Here is an 18,793-nt window from a genome sequence, read left to right as displayed (position 1 = left end):
ACAAGTAACAGTGGAAACTATGTCAGGCCGATCAGGCTGATCTCCCGCCCATAGTCCGGCTCGCCGCGGTGGGTGGCGCGGCGATAGCTGAAGAAACGCGCGGGATCGGCATAGGTGTCGAGGCCCAGAAGCTCGACGCGACGGATGCCGGCGGCGGCGAGGCGGTGCGCGACATAGCCTTCGAGGTCGAAGCGGGCATGGCCGGCGCGGCCGTCGACGAAGAAGCGTTCGTTCGCAGGATCGTCAGCGACGAAGCGGTCGCGGAAGGCGAGGTCGACCTCGTAGCTCGCCTGGGCGATGCAGGGGCCGACCGCGGCGGCGATCCGCTCGCGCCGCGCGCCGAGCCGCTCCATCGCAGCGATCGTCGCGTCGGTGACGCCGCCGATCGCGCCCTTCCATCCGGCATGGGCGGCGCCGATCACGCCCGCTTGCGGATCGGCGAACAGGACCGGGGCGCAGTCGGCAGTGAGAATGCCGAGCAGCAGGCCCGGCCGGTCGGTGACCATCGCATCGGCATGCGGCCGGGCATCGTCCGGGAAGGGGGCGGTGACCGCGACCGCGTCGGGCGAATGGACCTGATGGACGGTGACGAGCCTCGCGCCCGGCGACACCGCTGCCACGGCGCGGCGGCGGTTCTCGGCGATCGCCTCCCTGTCGTCGCTCGATCCCCAGCCGACGTTGAGTCCCGCGAGCACCCCAATCGAAACTCCGCCGCGGCGGCCGAGGAAGCCGTGCGCCACGTCCGCCAGCGCATCGGTGCGGATCACCTCGACCTCGTTCACAGCGCCAGCCGCATGATGTTGTCGGTGTCGATCTGATCGCCGACCGGGAAGGCATAGTCGCCGATATGGACGAAGCCGCGCTTCTCGTAGAAGCGGCGGGCGCGGTGGTTCTCCTCCCACACCGTCAGCAGCAGCGCGGCGGCGCCCTCGGCCCGCGCGGTGTCGATCGTCCAGTCCATCAGCGTGTGCGCGATGCCGGCGCCGTGGAAGTCGCGCACGACATAGAGCTGGCTGAGCTGCATCGCCCCCGGCTCGGCATCGGGCAGCCACGGCGGGTTGAGCTTGGCGTAGCCGACGATCCGCCCGCCCGCGAGCGCCAGGCGGAAGCGCGCCTTGCCACCGTTGAGGTCGCGCAGCAGTGCGCCGTGCGGGCCGTAGGCGGTGGCGAGATAGGCCTCGGCATCCTCGGCCGAGCAGCTGTGGCCGAAGGTCTCGACCCAGATCGCCCGCGCCATCGCGTCGAGCGCGGGGCCGTCGGCTGGCGTGGCGTCACGATAGTCGATCATGCGAAACCCTCCGGTACCGGCCAGTCCGGATGGACGATCGCCAGCACCCGGAACAGCTCACCCATCGCCTCGGCCCCGACCAGCCGGTCGCGCGCCGTCGTCACCTCCGGGCCCCCGCCGAGCGCCGCCGCGCGCGCGTCGATGCCGAGCGCGGTCAGGAACGCGCCCTGGCCGACGGGGCCGTAGGTCCTCGCACCCTCCGCCCGCGCTGCCTCGGCCAGCGTGGCGAAATCGACGTGGGCGGTGAGATCGGCCTCGCCGGGCTGTTCGAACGGGTTGGCGAAACGGTGCGCCTTCACCGCCTGGAAGGTGTCGCCGATCGCCGGGCCCTCATAGCCATAGTCGATCACCAACGCCGCGCCGCCACGCTCGGCGACCGCGCGGGCGAGCTGGCGCACCGCGGCGACGCTGGCCGGTGAGGTCTCGAGCACCGACCCGTCGGGCACATCCTTGAGCGCGGGCGGGATGATGGCGTCGAACACGGTGTTGCCGACCACCGGCAGGAACAGCGTGTCCTGGCAGGCGACCAGCCGTTCGCGCCAGCCCTCGGCGGTCTTGACGAGCTGGCGGATCGGCAGCGCGTCGAAGAACTCGTTGGCGACGACCAGCAGCGCGCCGTCGTCGGGCACGCCGACCAGGTCGACGCACCATTCCGCCTGCGGCAGCCGCTCGGCCTGTCGCGCGCGGAGCGCGGGGCTGAACTCGACGAGATGCACCGGCGGGGCGAGGCCGGTCTTGCCCATTGCCCGCAGCGCGTCGCTCGCCAGCGTGCCGCGGCCGGGGCCGAACTCGACGTAGCGCGCCGCCGGCCGGCCGGCGCGGCTCCACAGGTCGGTGAGCCACAGGCCGATCAGCTCGCCGAACATCTGGCTGATCTCCGGCGCGGTGGTGAAGTCGCCCGCGGCCCCGAGCGGATCGCGCGTCGCGTAATAATGCGCGTTCGCCGCCGCCATATACTGCGAGAGCGGGATCGGCCCGGCCAGAGTGATCGCGCGGGCGAGGCGTTCGGGGAGCAGGTCTTCGGTCACTTCGGCTACTTCGTCACCCCGGACTTGTTCCGGGGTCCACGGCGCCCCGATGTCTTCGATCGCGGTTCTTGCGGCACGGTGGATGCCGGAACAAGTCCGGCATGACGATGAGAGGCTGTCAGGCCACGCTCTCCAGCCCCACCGTCGCCTCGACCCGCAGGCGGCGGCGCTTGGCGGTGACGATCAGATAGATGCCGCCGGCGATCATCGGCAGCGTCAGCAGCTGTCCCATGTGCAGCCCGGCATGGGCGAAGATCGTGCCGGCGAACTGCTCGTCGGGCTCGCGGAAGAACTCGACGACGAAGCGCGACAGGCCATAGCCGAGCAGGAAGGTGCCGACGAGCTTGCCCGGCTGGTAGCGTGCGTCGGTACGCCAGAACAGGAACCATAGCACGGCGAACAGCACGATGCCCTCCAGCCCCGCCTCGTAGAGCTGGCTCGGATGGCGGGCGACGTCGTCGCCGGTGCGCGGGAAGATGATCGCCCAGGGCACGTCCGCGGGCTTGCCCCACAGCTCGCCGTTCACGAAATTGGCGAGCCGGCCGAAGAACAGCCCGAACGGCGCGCAGCAGGCGACATAGTCGTGGATGCGCAGCCAGTTGAGCTTGTGCTGCCGCGCCATCACGATGATCGCGATCGTCGTGCCGATCACGCCGCCGTGGAACGACATGCCGCCGTCCCATAATCTCAGGATGCTGAGCGAGGTCAGCAGCTGCGGCGCATAGAAGATCGCATAGCCGAGCCGCCCGCCGAGGATGATGCCGAGCGTCGCATAGAAGACGAGGTCATCGGCATGGCGCCGCGCCATCGGCGCGCCCGGCTGGGCGAGCAGGCGCAGCAGATACCACCAGCCGATCAGGATGCCGGCGATATAGGCCAGCGAATACCATTTGAGATCGAAGAAGCCGAGGGGCAGCGCGACCGGATCGAGGTGCAGATCCTCGTAGCGGATGTGCCGGCCGGCGGCGGCGAGTATCGACAGCAAGACAGGCTCTCCGAGAACGGTGACGCGCTCTCACTAGGGTCCAGACCCATAACCGGCAATGCCCTGGCGACCGCTTCGCGGCGGGCGGATTTTGGCGCATGGCGTCGTCGTTCGTCAGTCACGATGCTATCAGCATCGCTCCTTCCTCGCTCCTAGCCCTGCACCAAAATCCGCTCCGTCCAGGCCGTTGCCGGTTATGGGTCTGGACCCTAGCGGCCGGCGCGGCGTCGCGATAGAGCGGAGCGGATGAAGGCGAGCATCCCATGGACCGACGGACGCTGCTGATCGGCGGCGGCGCCGCGGCCGGGCTGGTGGTCGCCTATGCGCTATGGCCGCGCATGCATGTCGTCGGCCTGCCGGCGGCCGAGGGCGAGACGGTGTTCGCCGGCTGGATCAAGATCGGCGCCGACGGCCATGTCACCGTCGCCGTGCCGCAATGCGAGCATGGGCAGGGCGTCTATACCGCGCTGCCTCAGATCGTCGCGGACGAGCTGGGAGCCGATTGGCGGACGGTGGGAGTCGAGGCGGCGCCCGAGAACGGCCTCTACGCCAATCCGCTTGCCGCCGAGGCGCTGTTCGGGCCCGATACCGGCTGGCGGCACCTGCTCGACGGCGAGGCGCCGATGCTGACCGCCGGGTCGAGCTCGGTCCGCCAGTTCGAGGCGCCGCTCCGCCGGGCCGGGGCCGTCGCGCGCGCGCTGCTGATGAAGGCGGCGGCGCGGCGCTGGGACGCCGACTGGCGGACGCTGCGCACTGAAGCGGGCTTCGTCGTACACGGCAAGGAGCGGCTGCGGTTCGGTGAGCTGGCGGCGGAGGCTGCGCGCGAAAGCCTGCCGGGTGACATCCCGTCCCGCGACGGCCAGGCCCGGCTCGCCGGCACGCCCGCCCCCCGGCTCGACGCGCCGGCCAAGGTCGACGGCTCGGCCAATTTCGCCGGCGACGTCCGCCTGCCCGGCATGGTGTTCGCCGCCGTCCGCCACGGGCCGGTCGGCGGCAGCCGGCTGGTGCGCGTCGATCGCAAGGGCGCCGAGCGTGTGCCGGGGATGCTCCACATCGTCGAGCATGAGCGCTGGGCGGCGGCGGTCGCGAACACCTGGTGGGCGGCCAATCGCGCGCTGGAGGCGATCGATCCGCGCTTCGAGACGCCGATGCCGCTCGTCGATGACGCCGCGATCGACCGCGCGCTGGCAGAGGCGCTGGCCCGTCCCGGCGAGCGCGTCGCGCGCGAGGGCGATCTCGCTGCCGTGTTCAGCAACGCGCATGTGGTGAGCGCCGAATACCACGTCGGCACCGGCCTCCACGCCGCGATCGAGCCGGTCACCGCCACCGCCAGTTATGAGGACGGCAAGCTGATCCTCTATGCCGCCACCCAGGCGCCGCAGGCGACGCGCGCGGCGGCGGCGCGGGCGATCGGCATCTCCCCCGAGCGCGTGGTGCTGCACCCGATGATGGCCGGCGGCTCGTTCGGCGCGAACCTGGAGAGCGAGGCGGCGGCGCAGGCGGCGCTGCTCACCCGCCGGCTCGGCAAGCCGGTCCAGCTCACCTGGTCGCGCGCGGAGAGCCTGATGCGCCCGCCGCCGCGCCCGCCCGCGCGCCTCAGGATGCTGGCGCGGCTGGGGGCGGAGGGCAGCATCCTCGGCTGGCAGGCGGCGGTCGCGACCCCTTCGCTCGGCCATGAGCTGGCGGAGCGGCTCGACGGCGCCGGTTCGGTCGCGCGGGCGCTGCACGAGCCCGGCGATACGGTCGCGGTGGACGGGGCGTCGCCCGCCTACCGGATCGGCGCCTGGGCGGTCGATCACCACCCGGCCGAGACCGGCGTCCCCGCCGGCTGGTGGCGCTCCGGCGCGCATTTCGCGACCTGCTTCGCGACCGAGAGCTTCATCGACGAGCTCGCCGACGCCGCCGGCACCGAGCCGCTGTCCTACCGCATCTCGATGCTCGGGGCGGAGCCGCGGCTGGCGCGGTGCCTCACCACCATCGCTTCGCTGGGCGGCTGGCAGGGCGGGGTGCCGGGCAGCGGGCAGGGCGTCGCCTGCCACCGTTTCCGCGGCAGCCGCATCGCGCTGATGGTCGAGGCGGGGATGGACGGCGGCCGGCCGCGCGTCGACCGCATGGTTGCGGCGGTCGACTGCGGGCGGGTGATCAATCCCGAGCTGGTGCTGCAGGCGATCGAGGGCGGGCTGATCTTCGGCCTCGCGGCCGCGACCGGCGCGTCCACCGGCTACACCGAAGGCCGCGCCGATGCGCGCAGCTTCCGCGACCTCGACCTGCCGCGGCTCGCCGACACGCCCGACATCACCGTCGAGCTGATCGAGAGCGACGCCGAGCCGGGCGGGGTGAGCGAGCTCGGCGTGCCGGTGGTGGCGCCGGCGCTGGCCAATGCGATCGCGTCGCTTTCCGGCAACCGGCGCAGAAGGCTGCCGCTGTGACGTCGCGTGCCAAGGTCGGTGTGCTGCTGATCAATCTCGGCACGCCCGACGCCGCCGAGGCCGGGGCGGTGCGGCGCTATCTCGCCGAGTTCCTGTCGGATCCGCGCGTGATCGAGATCCCCATGCCGCTGTGGCGGCCGATCCTGCACGGCGTGATTCTGCGCACCCGCCCGCGCAAGTCCGCCCATGCCTATGCCCAGGTGTGGACCGAGGCGGGCTCGCCGCTTGCCGCGATCACGGCGGAGCAGGCGGCGGCGCTCGCAGGAGCCTTCGGCGAGGAGGTGATCGTCGACTGGGCGATGCGCTACGGCCGCCCGGCGATCGCCGAGCGCGTGAAGGCGCTCAAGGCGGCGGGATGCGAGCGTATCCTGCTCGCGCCGCTCTATCCGCAATATTGCGCGGCGACGACCGCCACCGCCAACGACCGGGCGTTCGCCGCGCTGGCGGCGATGCGCTGGCAGCCGGCGGTGCGCACGCTGCCGCCCTATTACGACGATCCCGCCTATATCGATGCGCTCAAGACGTCGGTCGAGGCATCGCTGGCGGGCCTCGATTTCGTGCCCGACGCGATCGTCGCCAGCTTTCACGGCATGCCGCAGCGCACGCGCGAGCTCGGTGATCCCTATCATGATCACTGCCGGGAAACGGCGCGCCTGTTGTCGGAGGCGCTCGGCCGTGAGCTGATCGTCGCCTTCCAGTCCCGCTTCGGTCGCGCGAAATGGCTGGAGCCGGCCACCGACGCGACGCTTGCCGCGCTCCCGGGCAAAGGCATGCGCAGGGTCGCGGTGGTCGCGCCAGGCTTTGCCGCCGATTGCATCGAGACGCTGGAGGAGCTGGCGATCCGCGGGCGCGAGACTTTCCTCGCCGCGGGCGGAACCGACTTCGCCTATCTGCCTTGTCTCAATGCCGGCCGCGAAGGTGTCGCAATGCTGCGCCATCTGCTCGCGCGCGAGCTTGCGGGGTGGATCGACGCCGCCTAGCGTCGGGGTCCGTCGGTAAGGAGAGGAATGCATGGCACGGGTAGCGATCGTCACGGGTGGCACGCGCGGAATTGGCGAGGCGATCAGCATCGCGCTCAAGGATCAGGGCATGACCGTCGCCGCCAACTATGCCGGTAACGAGCAGCGCGCGCGGGAGTTCAGCGATCGCACCGGCATCGCCGCATTCAAATGGGACGTCGCCGACCACGAGGCGTGCCAGGAGGGCGTGAAGCGGATCGAGGCCGAGCTCGGCCCGGTCGACGTAGTGGTCAACAATGCCGGCATCACCCGCGACGCGACCATCCTCAAGATGACCTACGAGATGTGGGACGAGGTGATGCGCACCAACCTCGGCGGCTGCTTCAACATGGCGAAGGCGGTGTTCCCCGGCATGCGCGAGCGGAAGTGGGGGCGCATCGTCAACATCGGCTCGATCAACGGCCAGGCCGGGCAGTATGGCCAGGTCAACTATGCCGCCGCCAAGTCGGGCATCCACGGCTTCACCAAGGCGCTGGCGCAGGAGGGCGCGCGCTTCGGCGTGACGGTGAACGCGATCGCGCCGGGCTATATCGACACCGACATGGTCGCGGCGGTGCCGGCCGACGTGCTAGAGAAGATCGTGGCGAAGATTCCGGTCGGGCGCCTCGGCCAGGCGCACGAGATCGCACGGGGCGTCACCTTCCTGTGCTCGGAGGATGGCGGATTCGTGACCGGATCGACGCTGAGTATCAATGGCGGGCAGCATATGTACTGACCGGCGCGCTCGCTTTGGCGAGGCGTGAAGAAGAAAAAGAAGATTTGGTTCACGCGGAGACGCGGAGGACGCGGAGGTGTCTCGCCTGTGACCTCCGTCTCGCGTCAGCGAGACCTTTCAACCTGTAGCAAGCGACAAGCGTGAAAGCCGCTGGCGCGGCTGAGCGCGCGGAAAGCGACGTAACCTCCGCGTCCTCCGCGTCTCCGCGTGAACCAAATCTCCTTCTTCACGCCATCGCGTGAACCAAACGAACTGAGGGGCCGGCTCCCTGGAGGAAGCCGGCCCCTCGCCCCGATACGCTACGCGGGGGTACTGACTACCGATTAACGGCAGTAATGCGGGCGATCCGAGCGATCGATCGCGCGGCCGGCCACGGCACCGACACCCGCGCCAAGGATGGTGCCGAGCGTCCGGTCGCCGCCGCGGCCGGCGAGGGCGTTGCCCGCCAGGCCGCCGGCGATCGCGCCGACGATGGTGCCGCCGTCACCGTCGCGGCACTTCTCGCGCGCCCGGTAGGAACGGTAGTTGTAGTCGCGGCCGCGATAGTTGCGGTAGCCGCGGTCATAGCCATAGCCATCGTAATGGCGGCCGTATCCGTAGCCGCGGTCGTAGCGCTGCGCCATCGCGGGCGCCGGGACCAGGCTCACGGCACCCATCGCGAACGCGGCGCCGGCGAGCATCAGCTTGTTGAACATCGTTTATCTCCTCGCGCTTTGGTGCCGGCGCCGGTGCGATTCGAACCGCCGTCGACAAACACGTGATTCGCACAACCGGCTTGAGCCGTTCCTGAATCCGTTGGTTATCCGGCGTTCAGCCGGGCCCTTCCGCTCGGGCTCCGCTTCGGGCACAGCGGCAGGTGTGCGCTTCCTCCGCGTGATCCTCGCCGTGCTGCTGCTCTGCCCGACCTGGTCGGGGGAGGAGCGTCTGCCGCTCTATCGCGGCACTCCGACAGTGAGGACGCGGCCGGTGACGCTCGGGCCCGGCGACCCGCAGCGGGTGGGCGCGCTGACCTTCCTCGGCGGGCTCCAGTTCCTGAGCGGCGATCCTGCGTTCGGCGGCTTCTCGTCGATGACGGTCGAGGGCGATCGCTTCACCCTGCTGTCGGACGGCGGCCTGGTGTTCGGCTTCCGCATGGCATCGCCGATGCGGCCGCACGATCCCCGGTTCGGTGCGCTGCCGGACGGGCCCCGCACCGGCTGGCGCAAGCTCGACCGCGACAGCGAATCGATGGTGCGCGATCCCGCGACCGGACGCATCTGGGTGGGATTCGAGCGCTTCAACATGATCTGGCGCTACGCTCCCGGCTTCGCGCGGGCGGACGGCTCCGCCGCGCCGCCGGCGATGCGCGACTGGCCGCTCAACAGCGGTGCCGAGGCGATGGTGCGGCTGCGCGAGGGCGGTTTCCTGGTCTTCTCCGAAGGCGAGAAGGCGCCCGGCGGCGGCAAGGTGGTGCTGCGCTTCCTCGGCGATCCGGTGGAGGCGCCGCGGCATGGCTTCGCCTTCGCCTACCTGCCGCCCGAACGGTACAAGCCGGTCGATGCCGCCGAACTGCCCGACGGCCGGCTGCTGGTGCTCAATCGGCGGTTCACGCTCGGGACCGGCTTCGTCAACAAGCTGACGCTCGTCGATACGCGTGGGGTCAAGCCGGGCCAGCGGGTGCAGGGGCAGGTGATCGCGTCGCTCGAATCGCCGCTGATCCACGACAATTTCGAAGGGATCGCCCTCACCCGCGAAGGCGGCGCGACGATCGTCTGGCTGGTGTCCGACGACAACACGTCGTGGTTCCAGCGTACGCTGCTGCTCAAATTCCGGCTTGATCTCCCCATACGCGAACGGCCCGCCTCCCCGGAGGGAAGCAGGCCGGTCTCGCCACAGGCGAAAGCGGATTAGGCCGCGGCGGTCTCGCCCAGCTTCTTGCGGACGTCGCGCTTCAGGCGGCGGGCGCGCAGCGACAGGTCCTCGTCGCGGGTCTTGAGCAGCCAGTTGTCGAGGCCGCCGACATGCTCGACCGAGCGCAGGCCATGCGTCGACACGCGCAGCCGCACGCTGGTGCCCAGCGCGTCGCTGATCAGCGTCACATTCTGCAGATTGGGCAGAAAGGTGCGCTTGGTCTTGTTGTTGGCGTGGGAAACATTGTTGCCCACCTGCCGGCCCTTGCCGGTCAGCTCGCAAATGCGCGACATTGTGCTCGTTCCTGAGTTTCGGCCCGACCCCAGAGGATCATGCCCGGAAAGGCGGCGCACGTAGCGGGAGACGGCCCGCCAGTCAACCGATTCAGCCGGTCGCCGCCGATTCAGCGTGCAACCTCATCCGCCGCCCAGGCGTTATTACGCGAACGAACCGAATTTCGGGAGACTAAGGATGCGGACGCTTCTCGCCCTGATCGGCCTCGCCGTGGTGGTGCTGATCGTGCTGATGGCGCTGGGGCTGGTCAGCATCGACCAGACCCGTCAGGCGAGCCTGCCCAAAATCAACGTCGAGGGCGGCCAGGCGCCCGAGTTCAAGGCCGACGTCGGCAGCGTCAACGTCGGCACCGTCAACAAGACGGTCGCGCTGCCGACGATCAATGTCGAGAAGGCGGGCAACACCGCCGCGGCGCAGTGAGCGCGGGCCGGATCGTCGCCGCGCTGCTGCTGCCGCCGCTCGGCGTCTATCTTGCACGCGGGGGCGGCGGCCACTTCTTGATCGCCTGTGGGCTGACCCTGCTCGGCTTCGTGCCCGGCGTGATCTTCGCGCTGTGGACGGTGCTGCGATTCGACCCGGCGATCGGCGAACCTTCGACAAGCGCCGCCTGAAGCGGCTAGGGGAAGCGGGTGTTTCCGCTCCCCGACCCGATGCGCGCCGCGTTGGATGCCGCGCACGACACCGCCGCCGCGGGCGAGGTGCCGGTCGGCGCCGCGCTGGTCCTGGACGGCCGCGTGATCGCGGTCGCCGGCAATGCGCCGCGCGGGCTCCACGATCCCACCGCCCATGCCGAGATGCGGGTGATTCGCGAGGCGGCGGCGGCGCTCGGCCGCGAGCGGCTCGAGGACTGCGACTTGTGGGTGACGCTGGAGCCCTGCGCTATGTGCGCCGGCGCGATCGCCCATGCGAGGATCGCGCGACTCTATTACGGCGCGAGCGATCCCAAGGGCGGCGCGATCGAACACGGTCCGCGCCTGTTCACCCAGCCGACGCTGCACCACCGGCCGGAGGTCTACGCCGGCATCGGCGAGGCCGAGGCGGCGGCGCTCCTGCGGGAGTTCTTCGCGGTGCGGCGTTAGGGCGGGTTCCCTTTCAATCCTCCCCCGCCAGGGGGAGGTGTCAGCTGAAGGCTGACGGAGGGGGAGGATGGCGATCCGCTATCGGTGTGCTTCCTCCCCCTCCGTCGCCTTCGGCGCCACCTCCCCCTGGCGGGGGAGGATTTGATGTCGATCGTCCCGGCCCTTACCCCTCCCGCGTGATCGGCACGATCTTGATCTCGACCCGGCGGTTGGCGGCGCGGCCCTCCTCGGTGTCGTTGGACGCGACCGGCTGGGTCTTGCCGAAGCCGCGCGTGCCGATCCGGGCGGGCTGCACGCCATGGGCCGCCAGATAGTCGGCCACCGACCGCGCACGGCGCTCCGACAGGCCCATGTTGTACGAATCGCTGCCGGTCGAATCGGTGTGGCCGTAGACGTCGACATAGGTGCGGTCATACTGGTGCAGCACGTCCGCGACCTGGTCGAGCGTCGCGCGGAACTGCGGCTGCACTGCGTCGCTGTCATAGGCGAAGGTGATGCCCGACGGCATGTTGAGCACCAGGTCGTCGCCCTGGCGGATCACCTGCACGTCGGTGCCGGCGGTGCGGCGGCGCAGCTCGCGCTCCTGATTGTCCATATAGGCGCCGACGCCCGCGCCCGCGATCGCGCCGATGCCGGCGCCTACGATCTTCTCGGTGCGGTCGCGCCGCCCGCCGACCAGGTCGCCGAGCAGATAGCCGCCCACCGCGCCCACCGCGGCGCCCAGGCCAGCCTTGGCCGGCCGCCGCTCGCCCGTCTCTGGATCGGTCACGCAGGCACTGGCAAGCGTCAGCGACGCGAGCGCGGCGCCCAGCAGAATCTTGGATCGGATCATGTCAAAACCTCCCGTTTCCGTGACGTTGGAACCCCATATTGCCGCACATTGTTCCGCCTGCGCACTGAACCCGTGCTGACGTGACGGTTGTGAAACCGTAAGCTTCGCGGCTATGGAATGAGGGAACGTCAATGCACGCGCTCCCCCCTTTTCCCTGGATCGACGTCGCGATCATCCTCGCGCTCGTCCTTCTGAACGGCGTGTTCGCAATGAGCGAGCTCGCGATCGTCTCCGCACGCAAGGCGCGGCTGGAGGCGATGGTGCGCACCGGACGCAGCGGCGCCGCCACCGCGATCCAGCTCGCCGCCGATCCCGGCCGCTTCCTGTCGACGGTGCAGATCGGCATCACGCTGATCGGCATCGTCGCCGGCGCCTATTCGGGCGCGAGCCTGGGCGAGCCCACGGCTGCCCGGATCGAGGCGCTGGGCCTCAGCCGCGAGACCGCCGCGACGATCGCCTATATCGTCGTCATCGGCCTCACCACCTTCGCCTCGCTGATCATCGGCGAGCTGGTGCCCAAGCAGTTCGCGCTCCGCTCGCCCGAGCCGATCGCGGTGCTGGTGGCGGTGCCGATGCTGTGGCTGGCGCGGGCAACGGCGCCGGTGGTGTGGCTGCTCGACAAGACCAGCGCGCTCGTCTTCCGCCTGCTCGGTCTGCGCCGCGAATCCGAGGATCATGTGACCGCCGAGGAGCTTCATCTGATCGTCGCCGAGGCGTCGCGCTCGGGCGTGATCGAGGAGCATGAGCGCTCGATCATCTCGGGCGTCGTCCGCCTCGCCGACCGGCCGGTGCGGGAGGTGATGACGCCGCGCACCGATGTCGACTGGCTCGACGTCGACCTGGACGAGATCGGCGTGCGCAACGCGCTGCTGGCGACGCCGCGCACGCGCCTGCCGGTGGCGGAGGGCTCGATCGACGCGGTGATCGGCGTGGTCGAGGCGCGCTCGGTCGCGGTGGCGCTGATCGAGGGCAGGCCGCTCGACCTGCGCGTGCTGATGAAGCCGGCGCCGGTGCTGCCCGATCAGGTCGACGCGATGGACGCGCTCGGCGTGCTGCGCCGCGCCGAGGTGCCGATGGGCCTCGTCCACGACGAATACGGCCATTTCGAGGGCGTGGTGACGCCCAACGACCTGCTCGCCGCGATCGCCGGCGGCTTCGCCTCGGACGTCGAGCCGGGCGAGGAGCCGGCAGTGGTGGTGCGCGAGGACGGCTCGTTCCTGATCGCCGGTAGCGTCTCCGCCGACCGCCTCGCCGAGCGGCTCGACATGACGCTCGACGAGGACCGCGACTATGCGACCGTCGCCGGCCTGGCGCTGGCGGTGCTCAAGCATCTGCCCAAGGAAGGCGAGAGCTTCGTCGAGCAGGGCTGGCGCTTCGAGATCGTCGACATGGACGGCCACAAGATCGACAAGCTGCTGGTGAGCCGGGTGGAGTGAGGGCGTCGACCCTAGATCGACCGTTGGGTGGTCATCTTGAAATGGCGCCGGTTATCTCGCGCATATTTTATCCCGTTCCTCCCAAGGGTTCCGCGGCTCGCGATCGGTGGGATAGGGAAGGAGTGGAGGGAAAGGCTCTATTTCAGCGATCTTCGATACAACATGAAACCGCCTGTAGTTGCCTTTGATGCCGGCAGGAGAAACATATCTCACTTCCCCGCAGACAGTGTTCGTTCCTTCGGGGACTCTCACGTTCCGGAACTCCGGTCTGTTTTCTTCCCCCACCAGGTGTCTGATCCGCTGCTCCGCCTTGCGGATCCTCTCGGAGTCAGCATTGCAGGCGTGTAGCAGGAGCGAGGCGAGAAAGAGAAGCTGAACGCGGGTCCGCATGGAATAGTCGGCCTCCGCTACGGTCGCTGATGGAGGTGAAGGGGCCGCTCTGGCTCAAAGCTTCCCGAACGCCGCTTCGAATCCGTCGCGGTCGTCTCGCGCCAGATAGCCTGCCTGCTCGATCCACCGATCGCGCACCAGCCTGCCCTTGAACGTGCCGAGCTGCGCGTCGAGGTCGGCCGCCTGTTCGGGCGTGAGCGCGGCGATCTGCGCATAGCTGGTGATGCCGAGCTCGTTCAGCCGCGCCGCCAGCTTCGGACCTACGCCCTTCATCCGCGTGAAGTCATCCGCGCCCGCAGGCGGCGGCGGAACCGCCGGTGCCGGCGGGGGAGGGGGTGTCGCGAGGTCGGTCGCCATCGCCGCCGGCGCCGCTTCGAACGGCGCCGCGGCGGCGACCGGCGTGTCGGCCAGCGGCGGTGGCGGCGGCGCGACCGGAGGCGGCGCCGTCTCGGTCGCCTGGCCGGGCTCGGGATGGACCGTCTGCCGGCTCCTGGCGAGTTCGGCCTCGATGCGCTTGCGCTGGAGGCGGAGCTTGCGGCCCCACCAGATCGCCGCGAGCACGGTGACTATTGCGATCGCGACGAGGACGAGCGTGGTGATCGTCATCCCCTGCATCTTGTCCGCCGCGCCCGCGACCGGCGTGCCCTTTTCTTCCATGACGTCCACTCCCGAACGATTGGCGCGGAGCCTAATCGTTCGGGAGCGGCGCCGTCCAGCCGCTTCAGTTGCGGCTTGAGACCGCCTGCCCGCCCTTGTCGGCGAGTTCGGCGAGTTTCACGAACTCCTGCCGCCAATAGCCGCCGCTGTCACCGGCGAGCCGTCGGATGTCGGCATAGCCGTAGCTGCCGAGATACTTGTCGCCCCTGAGCTTCTGCCCAAAGGCGGCGACCGCGGTCGCGAACGCCATGTCGCCGGACGGCTCGCCGGCGGTGCGCAGCAGCGACGCCGGCACCGGCCGGCTGATCTCGCGCGAGGTGGTCCCGTCCGGCGCCTTGTAGCGCAGCTTGACGTAACAGAGCTCGCTGCCGGTCGAGGCGCCGGGCGCCCGCCGGTTGGCCTCGTAGCGCCGCTCCGGCGTCCAGCCCTTCGCCCCCGCCGGTACGATCTCGTAGAGCGCGGTCACCTGATGCCCGGCGCCGATGTCGCCGGCATCGACCGCGTCGTTGGTGAAGTCCTCTTCGGCCAGCGCGCGGTTCTCGTAGCCGATCAGCCTATACTGGCTGACCTGGGCGGGATTGAACTCGACCTGCACCTTCACGTCCTTGGCGATGGTGACGAGCGTGGCGCTGAGCTCCTCGTCCAGCACCTTCCGTGCCTCCATCGCGCTGTCGATATAAGCATAGTTGCCGTTGCCGACGTCGGCGATGCGCTCCATCATCGCCTCGTTGTAGTTGCCTTCGCCGAAGCCGAGCGTGGTGAGGGTGATGCCGTCGTCGCGGTTTGTCTTGACCAGGGCCTCGAGCTGCTTGTTGTCGCTGACGCCGACGTTGAAGTCGCCGTCGGTGGCGAGGAAGATGCGGTTGATGCCGCCCTTGCGGAAGTTCGCCCGCGCGATGTTGTAGGCGAGCTGGATGCCCTCCGCTCCCGCGGTCGAGCCGCCGGCCGAGAGGCAGTCGATCGCGGCCTTGACGTAATCCTTGCTGCTGGTCGGCTCGAGCACCACGCCGGCGGCACCGGCATAGACCACGATCGCGACGCGGTCATCGGGCCGGAGCTGGTCGGCGAGTCCTGCGAGCGCGGTCTTGACCAGCGGCAGCTTGTCCGGCTGGTCCATCGATCCCGACACGTCGACCAGGAACACCAGGTTCGCCGGCGGCCGCGTGGTCATGTCGACGTCATAGCCGCGAAGGCCGATCCTCAGCAGCCGCGTGTCCGCGTTCCACGGCGTGCGCGCGACGTCGGTGGTGACGCTGAACGGCGCGGCGCGGTCGCCCGGCCGGGGATAGTCGTAACGGAAATAGTTGATCATCTCCTCGGTCCGGACCGCCTCGGCCGGCACCGGCTGGCCCTGCGTCAGGAAACGGCGGATATTCGCATAGGCGCCGGTATCGACGTCGACCGAGAAGGTCGAGACGGGCGCCTGCGCGACATCCTGGATCGAGGCGACGGCGCGGCCGTCGTAGCGTTCGGTGTTGCCGTAGGCGCCATAGGGCGGCGGTGCGTAGCTTGGATTACGCTTGCCGACCCGCGCCTGCTGCCGACGCGAATGCGTCGCCACCAACACTAGCTCCCCGGCATCCTCCGCTACGATCGAGTCGACCGCCACCGGCGAGGCGGGAGGAGGCGGTGGCGGCGGTGGAGGTGGAGGAGGCGCGACGGTGCCGCGCGGCTGCGGCGCATAGACCGGGACCGGATGAGGCACGGTGCGATCGCCCATCCGACAGCGCACCGGCGAGGGCTGGGGCGGCAGCGGCAGGATCCGCTTCTCCAGCGGAGACTGCGGAACCGGCGACGGCGCGGCGGAGGTGAGGAGGACGGCGCAGAGCGCCAGCGAGGACACGGCTTGGACACGCATCGGCATCACTCCCTCAGTGATGATGATATGTTGTCACCTGACCAACATGCGTGCAAGCGTGCCATTCGCGCGATGAGCGGTGGATGAATGGGACACTCAAGCTCCTCCCCGGCACGGGGAGGGGGGCCGCGCCCGAAGGGCGTGGTGGAGGGGCCCTCGCCGAGCGAATCCGTGGCGGTGGCCCCCCTCCACCAAGCCGCTTCGCGTCTTGGTCCCCCTCCCCGTGCCAGGGAGGAGCTTGGGAGGTTATTCCCCCTTTTCCCGCGCCACTTCGCGCCAGCCGATGTCACGGCGGCAGAAGCCGGTGGGGAAGTCGATCGCGTCGACCGCGCGATAGGCGGCCGCCTGCGCCTCGGCGACGCTCGAACCGAGCGCCGTCACCGCCAGCACACGGCCCCCGGCCGCGGTGAGCTTGCCGCCCGCCAGCCTGGTGCCGGCGTGGAAGACCTTGGCCCCCTCCGCCTCGGCCGCGTCGATCCCGCCGATCGTTCCGCCGGTCTCGGGCGTGCCGGGATAGCCCTGCGCCGCCAACACCACCGTCATCGCCACCTCGTCACGCCACCTCGCCTCATGCTCGGCCAGGGTGCCGTCGTCGGCGGCGATCATCAGCTCGAGCAGGTCGCTCTCCAGCCGCAGCATCAGCGCCTCGCACTCGGGATCGCCGAAGCGGACGTTGTATTCGATCAGCTTGGGCCCCTCGGCCGTCAGCATCAGCCCGGCATAGAGCACGCCCTGGAACGGCGTCCCCACCCGCGTCAGCGCGGTGATCGTCGGCCGCACGATCTCCTCGATCGCGCGCGCCTCCAGCTCGGGCGTCAGCACCCGCGCCGGCGAATAGGCGCCCATGCCGCCGGTGTTCGGCCCGACGTCGCCGTCGCCGACGCGCTTGTGGTCCTGGGCATTGCCGAACGGCATCAGATGGGCGCCGTCGGTCAGCACGAACAGGCTCGCCTCCTCGCCGGTCAGGAACTCCTCGATCACCGCTTCGGCGCCCGGTCCGGTGAACAGCCCGGCCAGCGCGGCATCGGCCTCCTCGGCGGTGGTGGCGATGGTCACGCCCTTGCCCGCCGCGAGCCCGTCCGCCTTGATCACCACCGGCAGCCCGAACTCGCCCACCACCGCGCGTGCGCCGTCGAGCGCATGGACCCGCTCGTAGCGCGCGGTCGGGATGCCCTCGCGCGCGCACAGGTCCTTGGTGAAGCCCTTCGACCCTTCGAGCTGCGCCGCCGCCTTGCTCGGCCCGAACACGCCGACGCCGATCGTGCGCAGGTTGTCGGCGAGCCCGTCGACCAGCGGCGCCTCCGGCCCGATCACGACGAAGCCGATATGCTCGCGTCGGCAGAAGTCGATCACGGCGCGGTGGTCGGCTATGTTGAGCTCGACCAGCTCGGCGTGTTCGGCGATCCCCGGATTGCCGGGCGCGGCGAACAGTTTCGTGAGCCGCGGCGATTGCGCCAGCTTCCACGCGAGCGCATGTTCGCGGCCTCCCGAGCCGACCAGCAGGACATTCATGGCCGACCCTTTCGACGACGACTTCAACACCGGCCGGCTGGTAGCCGAGCCCGCGCCCGGCAGCAACGCGCCTGAACTCACCGTCAGCGAATTGTCGGGCCGGCTGAAGCGCGTGGTCGAGGGTGAGTTCGGCCATGTCCGCCTGCGCGGCGAGATCTCGGGCTACAAGCGCGCCTCGTCGGGCCACGTCTATCTCTGCCTCAAGGACGAGAGCGCGGTGATCGACGGCGTGATGTGGCGCGGCTCGGCGGCGGCGCTGCCCTTCACGCCCGCCGACGGCGTCGAGGTGGTCGCGACCGGCAAGCTCACGACCTATCCCGGCCGCTCCAAATATCAGATCGTGATCGAGCGGATGGAGCTCGCCGGCGAAGGCGCGCTGATGCAGCTGCTCGAGAAGCTCAAGGCGAAGCTGGCCGGGGAGGGGCTGTTCGATCCGGCACGCAAGCAGCCGCTGCCGTTCATGCCGCGCGTGATCGGCGTCGTCACCTCGCCGACCGGCGCGGTGATCCGCGACATCCTCCACCGGCTCGAGGACCGCTGCCCGACCCATGTCGTGGTGTGGCCGGTCAAGGTGCAGGGCGAGGGCGCCGCGGCCGAGGTGGCGGCGGCGGTGCGCGGCTTCGACGCGCTGGCGCCGGGCGGGGCGGTGCCGCGCCCCGACCTGGTCATCGTCGCGCGCGGCGGCGGCTCGATCGAGGACCTCTGGGCGTTCAACGAGGAGGTGGTGGTGCGCGCCATCGCCGCCTGCTCGATCCCGATCATCTCCGCGGTCGGGCACGAGACCGACACCAGCCTGTCCGACCATGCCGCGGATCTGCGCGCGCCCACACCGACCGCCGCCGCCGAGATCGCGGTGCCGGTCAAGGCCGAGCTCGCGCATGGCATCGCCACGCTGGGCCTGCGTGCGGAGCGCTGTGCGCGGCGCTATCACGAGCGCGCGGGCGAGCGGCTCCAGGCGCTGGTCCGCGTGCTGCCGCGCCGCGACGCGCTGCTCGGCCCGCAGCGGCAGAAGGCCGACGATCTCGGTGCGCGTCTTGACCTTGCCCTCGAACGCCGCCTGGTCCGCGCCCGCCGCGAGCTCGATCGCGCCGGCGGGGCGCTGCGCCCGTCGATGCTGGCCAACCGCCTCTCCGCCGCCAGGGCGCGACTGGAGGCCGCAAGCCGTCTTCTCGACGCCGCGCATCCCGACAAGCCGCTCGAACGCGGCTATGCCTGGGTCGCGGCGCGGCCCAGCGGCAAGGTGGTGACGAGCGCCGAAGCCGCGCGCGGGGCCGGCGCGCTCACGCTCCATTTCAAGGACGGCACCGTCGACGCGCGGGTTGAGCGCGCGGGCGCGAAACCCTATCCTGCCGCCAAACCCGAGCAGCCGAACCTGCTCTGA

19 protein-coding genes are annotated in these 18,793 nt (G+C 70.2%); 9 read left to right on the top strand and 10 right to left on the bottom strand.

All coding sequences use genetic code 11. The annotated features are described in order from the left end of the window. Positions 1–17: 17 nt before the first annotated feature. From pgeF to lgt, 4 genes are all read right to left on the bottom strand, one after another. Complete coding sequence (gene pgeF, locus LZK98_RS19490) at positions 18–782, bottom strand: peptidoglycan editing factor PgeF (protein WP_233784166.1); 765 nt, start codon at positions 780–782, stop codon at positions 18–20. After that, entirely contained in the window at positions 779–1,288 is a 510-nt protein-coding gene (locus LZK98_RS19485) for a GNAT family N-acetyltransferase (protein ID WP_233784165.1), read from the bottom strand. Before LZK98_RS19485 ends, pgeF begins: the two co-directional genes overlap by 4 nt. After that, the gene (locus tag LZK98_RS19480; RefSeq protein WP_406693549.1) at positions 1,285–2,316 is read right to left on the bottom strand and encodes a class I SAM-dependent methyltransferase; all 1,032 of its coding nucleotides are present in this window, start codon (positions 2,314–2,316) and stop codon (positions 1,285–1,287) included. The genes LZK98_RS19485 and LZK98_RS19480 overlap by 4 nt, the downstream gene beginning before the upstream one ends. Positions 2,317–2,434: 118 nt before the next feature. Beyond that, the gene (gene lgt, locus LZK98_RS19475) at positions 2,435–3,301 is read right to left on the bottom strand and encodes a prolipoprotein diacylglyceryl transferase (protein ID WP_233784164.1); all 867 of its coding nucleotides are present in this window, start codon (positions 3,299–3,301) and stop codon (positions 2,435–2,437) included. 263 nt (positions 3,302–3,564) lie between these two features. Between lgt and LZK98_RS19470 the strand changes: the two genes are divergently transcribed. From LZK98_RS19470 to phbB, 3 genes are read left to right on the top strand one after another with little or no spacing between them, the layout of a single operon-like run. Then, on the top strand, positions 3,565–5,730 hold the full coding sequence (locus tag LZK98_RS19470; RefSeq protein WP_233784163.1) for a xanthine dehydrogenase family protein molybdopterin-binding subunit: 2,166 nt from the start codon (positions 3,565–3,567) through the stop codon (positions 5,728–5,730). Beyond that, positions 5,727–6,710, top strand: a complete 984-nt coding sequence (gene hemH, locus LZK98_RS19465; RefSeq protein WP_233784162.1) for a ferrochelatase — start codon at positions 5,727–5,729, stop codon at positions 6,708–6,710. Before LZK98_RS19470 ends, hemH begins: the two co-directional genes overlap by 4 nt. 31 nt (positions 6,711–6,741) lie before the next feature. Further along, positions 6,742–7,464, top strand: coding sequence for an acetoacetyl-CoA reductase (gene phbB, locus LZK98_RS19460; protein ID WP_233784161.1), 723 nt, complete (start codon positions 6,742–6,744; stop codon positions 7,462–7,464). A gap of 323 nt (positions 7,465–7,787) precedes the next feature. Here the strand turns inward: phbB and LZK98_RS19455 are convergent, their stop codons facing one another. Next, entirely contained in the window at positions 7,788–8,159 is a 372-nt protein-coding gene (locus LZK98_RS19455; RefSeq protein WP_233784160.1) for a glycine zipper 2TM domain-containing protein, read from the bottom strand. 163 nt (positions 8,160–8,322) lie between these two features. Here LZK98_RS19455 and LZK98_RS19450 point away from each other — a divergent pair, with 163 nt between their 5' ends. Continuing rightward, on the top strand, positions 8,323–9,354 hold the full coding sequence (locus LZK98_RS19450; RefSeq protein ID WP_233784159.1) for an esterase-like activity of phytase family protein: 1,032 nt from the start codon (positions 8,323–8,325) through the stop codon (positions 9,352–9,354). Here LZK98_RS19450 and rpmB read toward each other — a convergent pair. Continuing rightward, positions 9,351–9,647, bottom strand: coding sequence for a 50S ribosomal protein L28 (gene rpmB / locus LZK98_RS19445; RefSeq protein ID WP_233784158.1), 297 nt, complete (start codon positions 9,645–9,647; stop codon positions 9,351–9,353). The genes LZK98_RS19450 and rpmB overlap by 4 nt on opposite strands. A 178-nt stretch (positions 9,648–9,825) precedes the next feature. Between rpmB and LZK98_RS19440 the strand changes: the two genes are divergently transcribed. The 3 genes from LZK98_RS19440 to LZK98_RS19430 are packed head-to-tail and all read left to right on the top strand — an operon-like array spanning position 9,826 to position 10,727. Further along, a complete protein-coding gene (locus LZK98_RS19440) occupies positions 9,826–10,068 on the top strand; it encodes a hypothetical protein (protein WP_233784157.1) in 243 nt (80 codons plus the stop codon). After that, complete coding sequence (locus tag LZK98_RS19435; RefSeq protein ID WP_233784156.1) at positions 10,065–10,259, top strand: YqaE/Pmp3 family membrane protein; 195 nt, start codon at positions 10,065–10,067, stop codon at positions 10,257–10,259. Before LZK98_RS19440 ends, LZK98_RS19435 begins: the two co-directional genes overlap by 4 nt. 39 nt (positions 10,260–10,298) lie before the next feature. Continuing rightward, positions 10,299–10,727, top strand: coding sequence for a nucleoside deaminase (locus LZK98_RS19430; protein WP_233786645.1), 429 nt, complete (start codon positions 10,299–10,301; stop codon positions 10,725–10,727). Positions 10,728–10,890: 163 nt separating this feature from the next. On the opposite strand, the gene LZK98_RS19425 is transcribed toward LZK98_RS19430, so the two are convergent. Further along, positions 10,891–11,559 (bottom strand): OmpA family protein, encoded by a 669-nt coding sequence (locus LZK98_RS19425; protein ID WP_233784155.1) that lies wholly within the window; start codon positions 11,557–11,559, stop codon positions 10,891–10,893. 131 nt (positions 11,560–11,690) lie between these two features. Here LZK98_RS19425 and LZK98_RS19420 point away from each other — a divergent pair, with 131 nt between their 5' ends. Beyond that, entirely contained in the window at positions 11,691–12,995 is a 1,305-nt protein-coding gene (locus LZK98_RS19420) for a hemolysin family protein (protein WP_233784154.1), read from the top strand. 444 nt (positions 12,996–13,439) lie between these two features. On the opposite strand, the gene LZK98_RS19415 is transcribed toward LZK98_RS19420, so the two are convergent. From LZK98_RS19415 to purD, 3 genes are all read right to left on the bottom strand, one after another. Next, positions 13,440–14,042, bottom strand: coding sequence for a hypothetical protein (locus LZK98_RS19415; protein WP_233784153.1), 603 nt, complete (start codon positions 14,040–14,042; stop codon positions 13,440–13,442). A gap of 64 nt (positions 14,043–14,106) precedes the next feature. Beyond that, complete coding sequence (locus LZK98_RS19410) at positions 14,107–15,900, bottom strand: vWA domain-containing protein (protein ID WP_233784152.1); 1,794 nt, start codon at positions 15,898–15,900, stop codon at positions 14,107–14,109. A 246-nt stretch (positions 15,901–16,146) separates the two neighbouring features. Then, entirely contained in the window at positions 16,147–17,412 is a 1,266-nt protein-coding gene (gene purD, locus LZK98_RS19405) for a phosphoribosylamine--glycine ligase (protein WP_233784151.1), read from the bottom strand. Here purD and xseA point away from each other — a divergent pair. Beyond that, positions 17,411–18,793: an exodeoxyribonuclease VII large subunit gene (gene xseA, locus LZK98_RS19400; protein ID WP_233784150.1), complete on the top strand. Its 1,383-nt coding sequence runs from the start codon at positions 17,411–17,413 to the stop codon at positions 18,791–18,793. The genes purD and xseA overlap by 2 nt on opposite strands.

The sequence above is a fragment of the Sphingomonas cannabina genome (genome assembly GCF_021391395.1).
Lineage (GTDB): Bacteria > Pseudomonadota > Alphaproteobacteria > Sphingomonadales > Sphingomonadaceae > Sphingomonas > Sphingomonas cannabina.
Note: the sequence above shows the minus strand (reverse complement) of the source record. Positions and strands in the feature narration are given on the sequence as shown.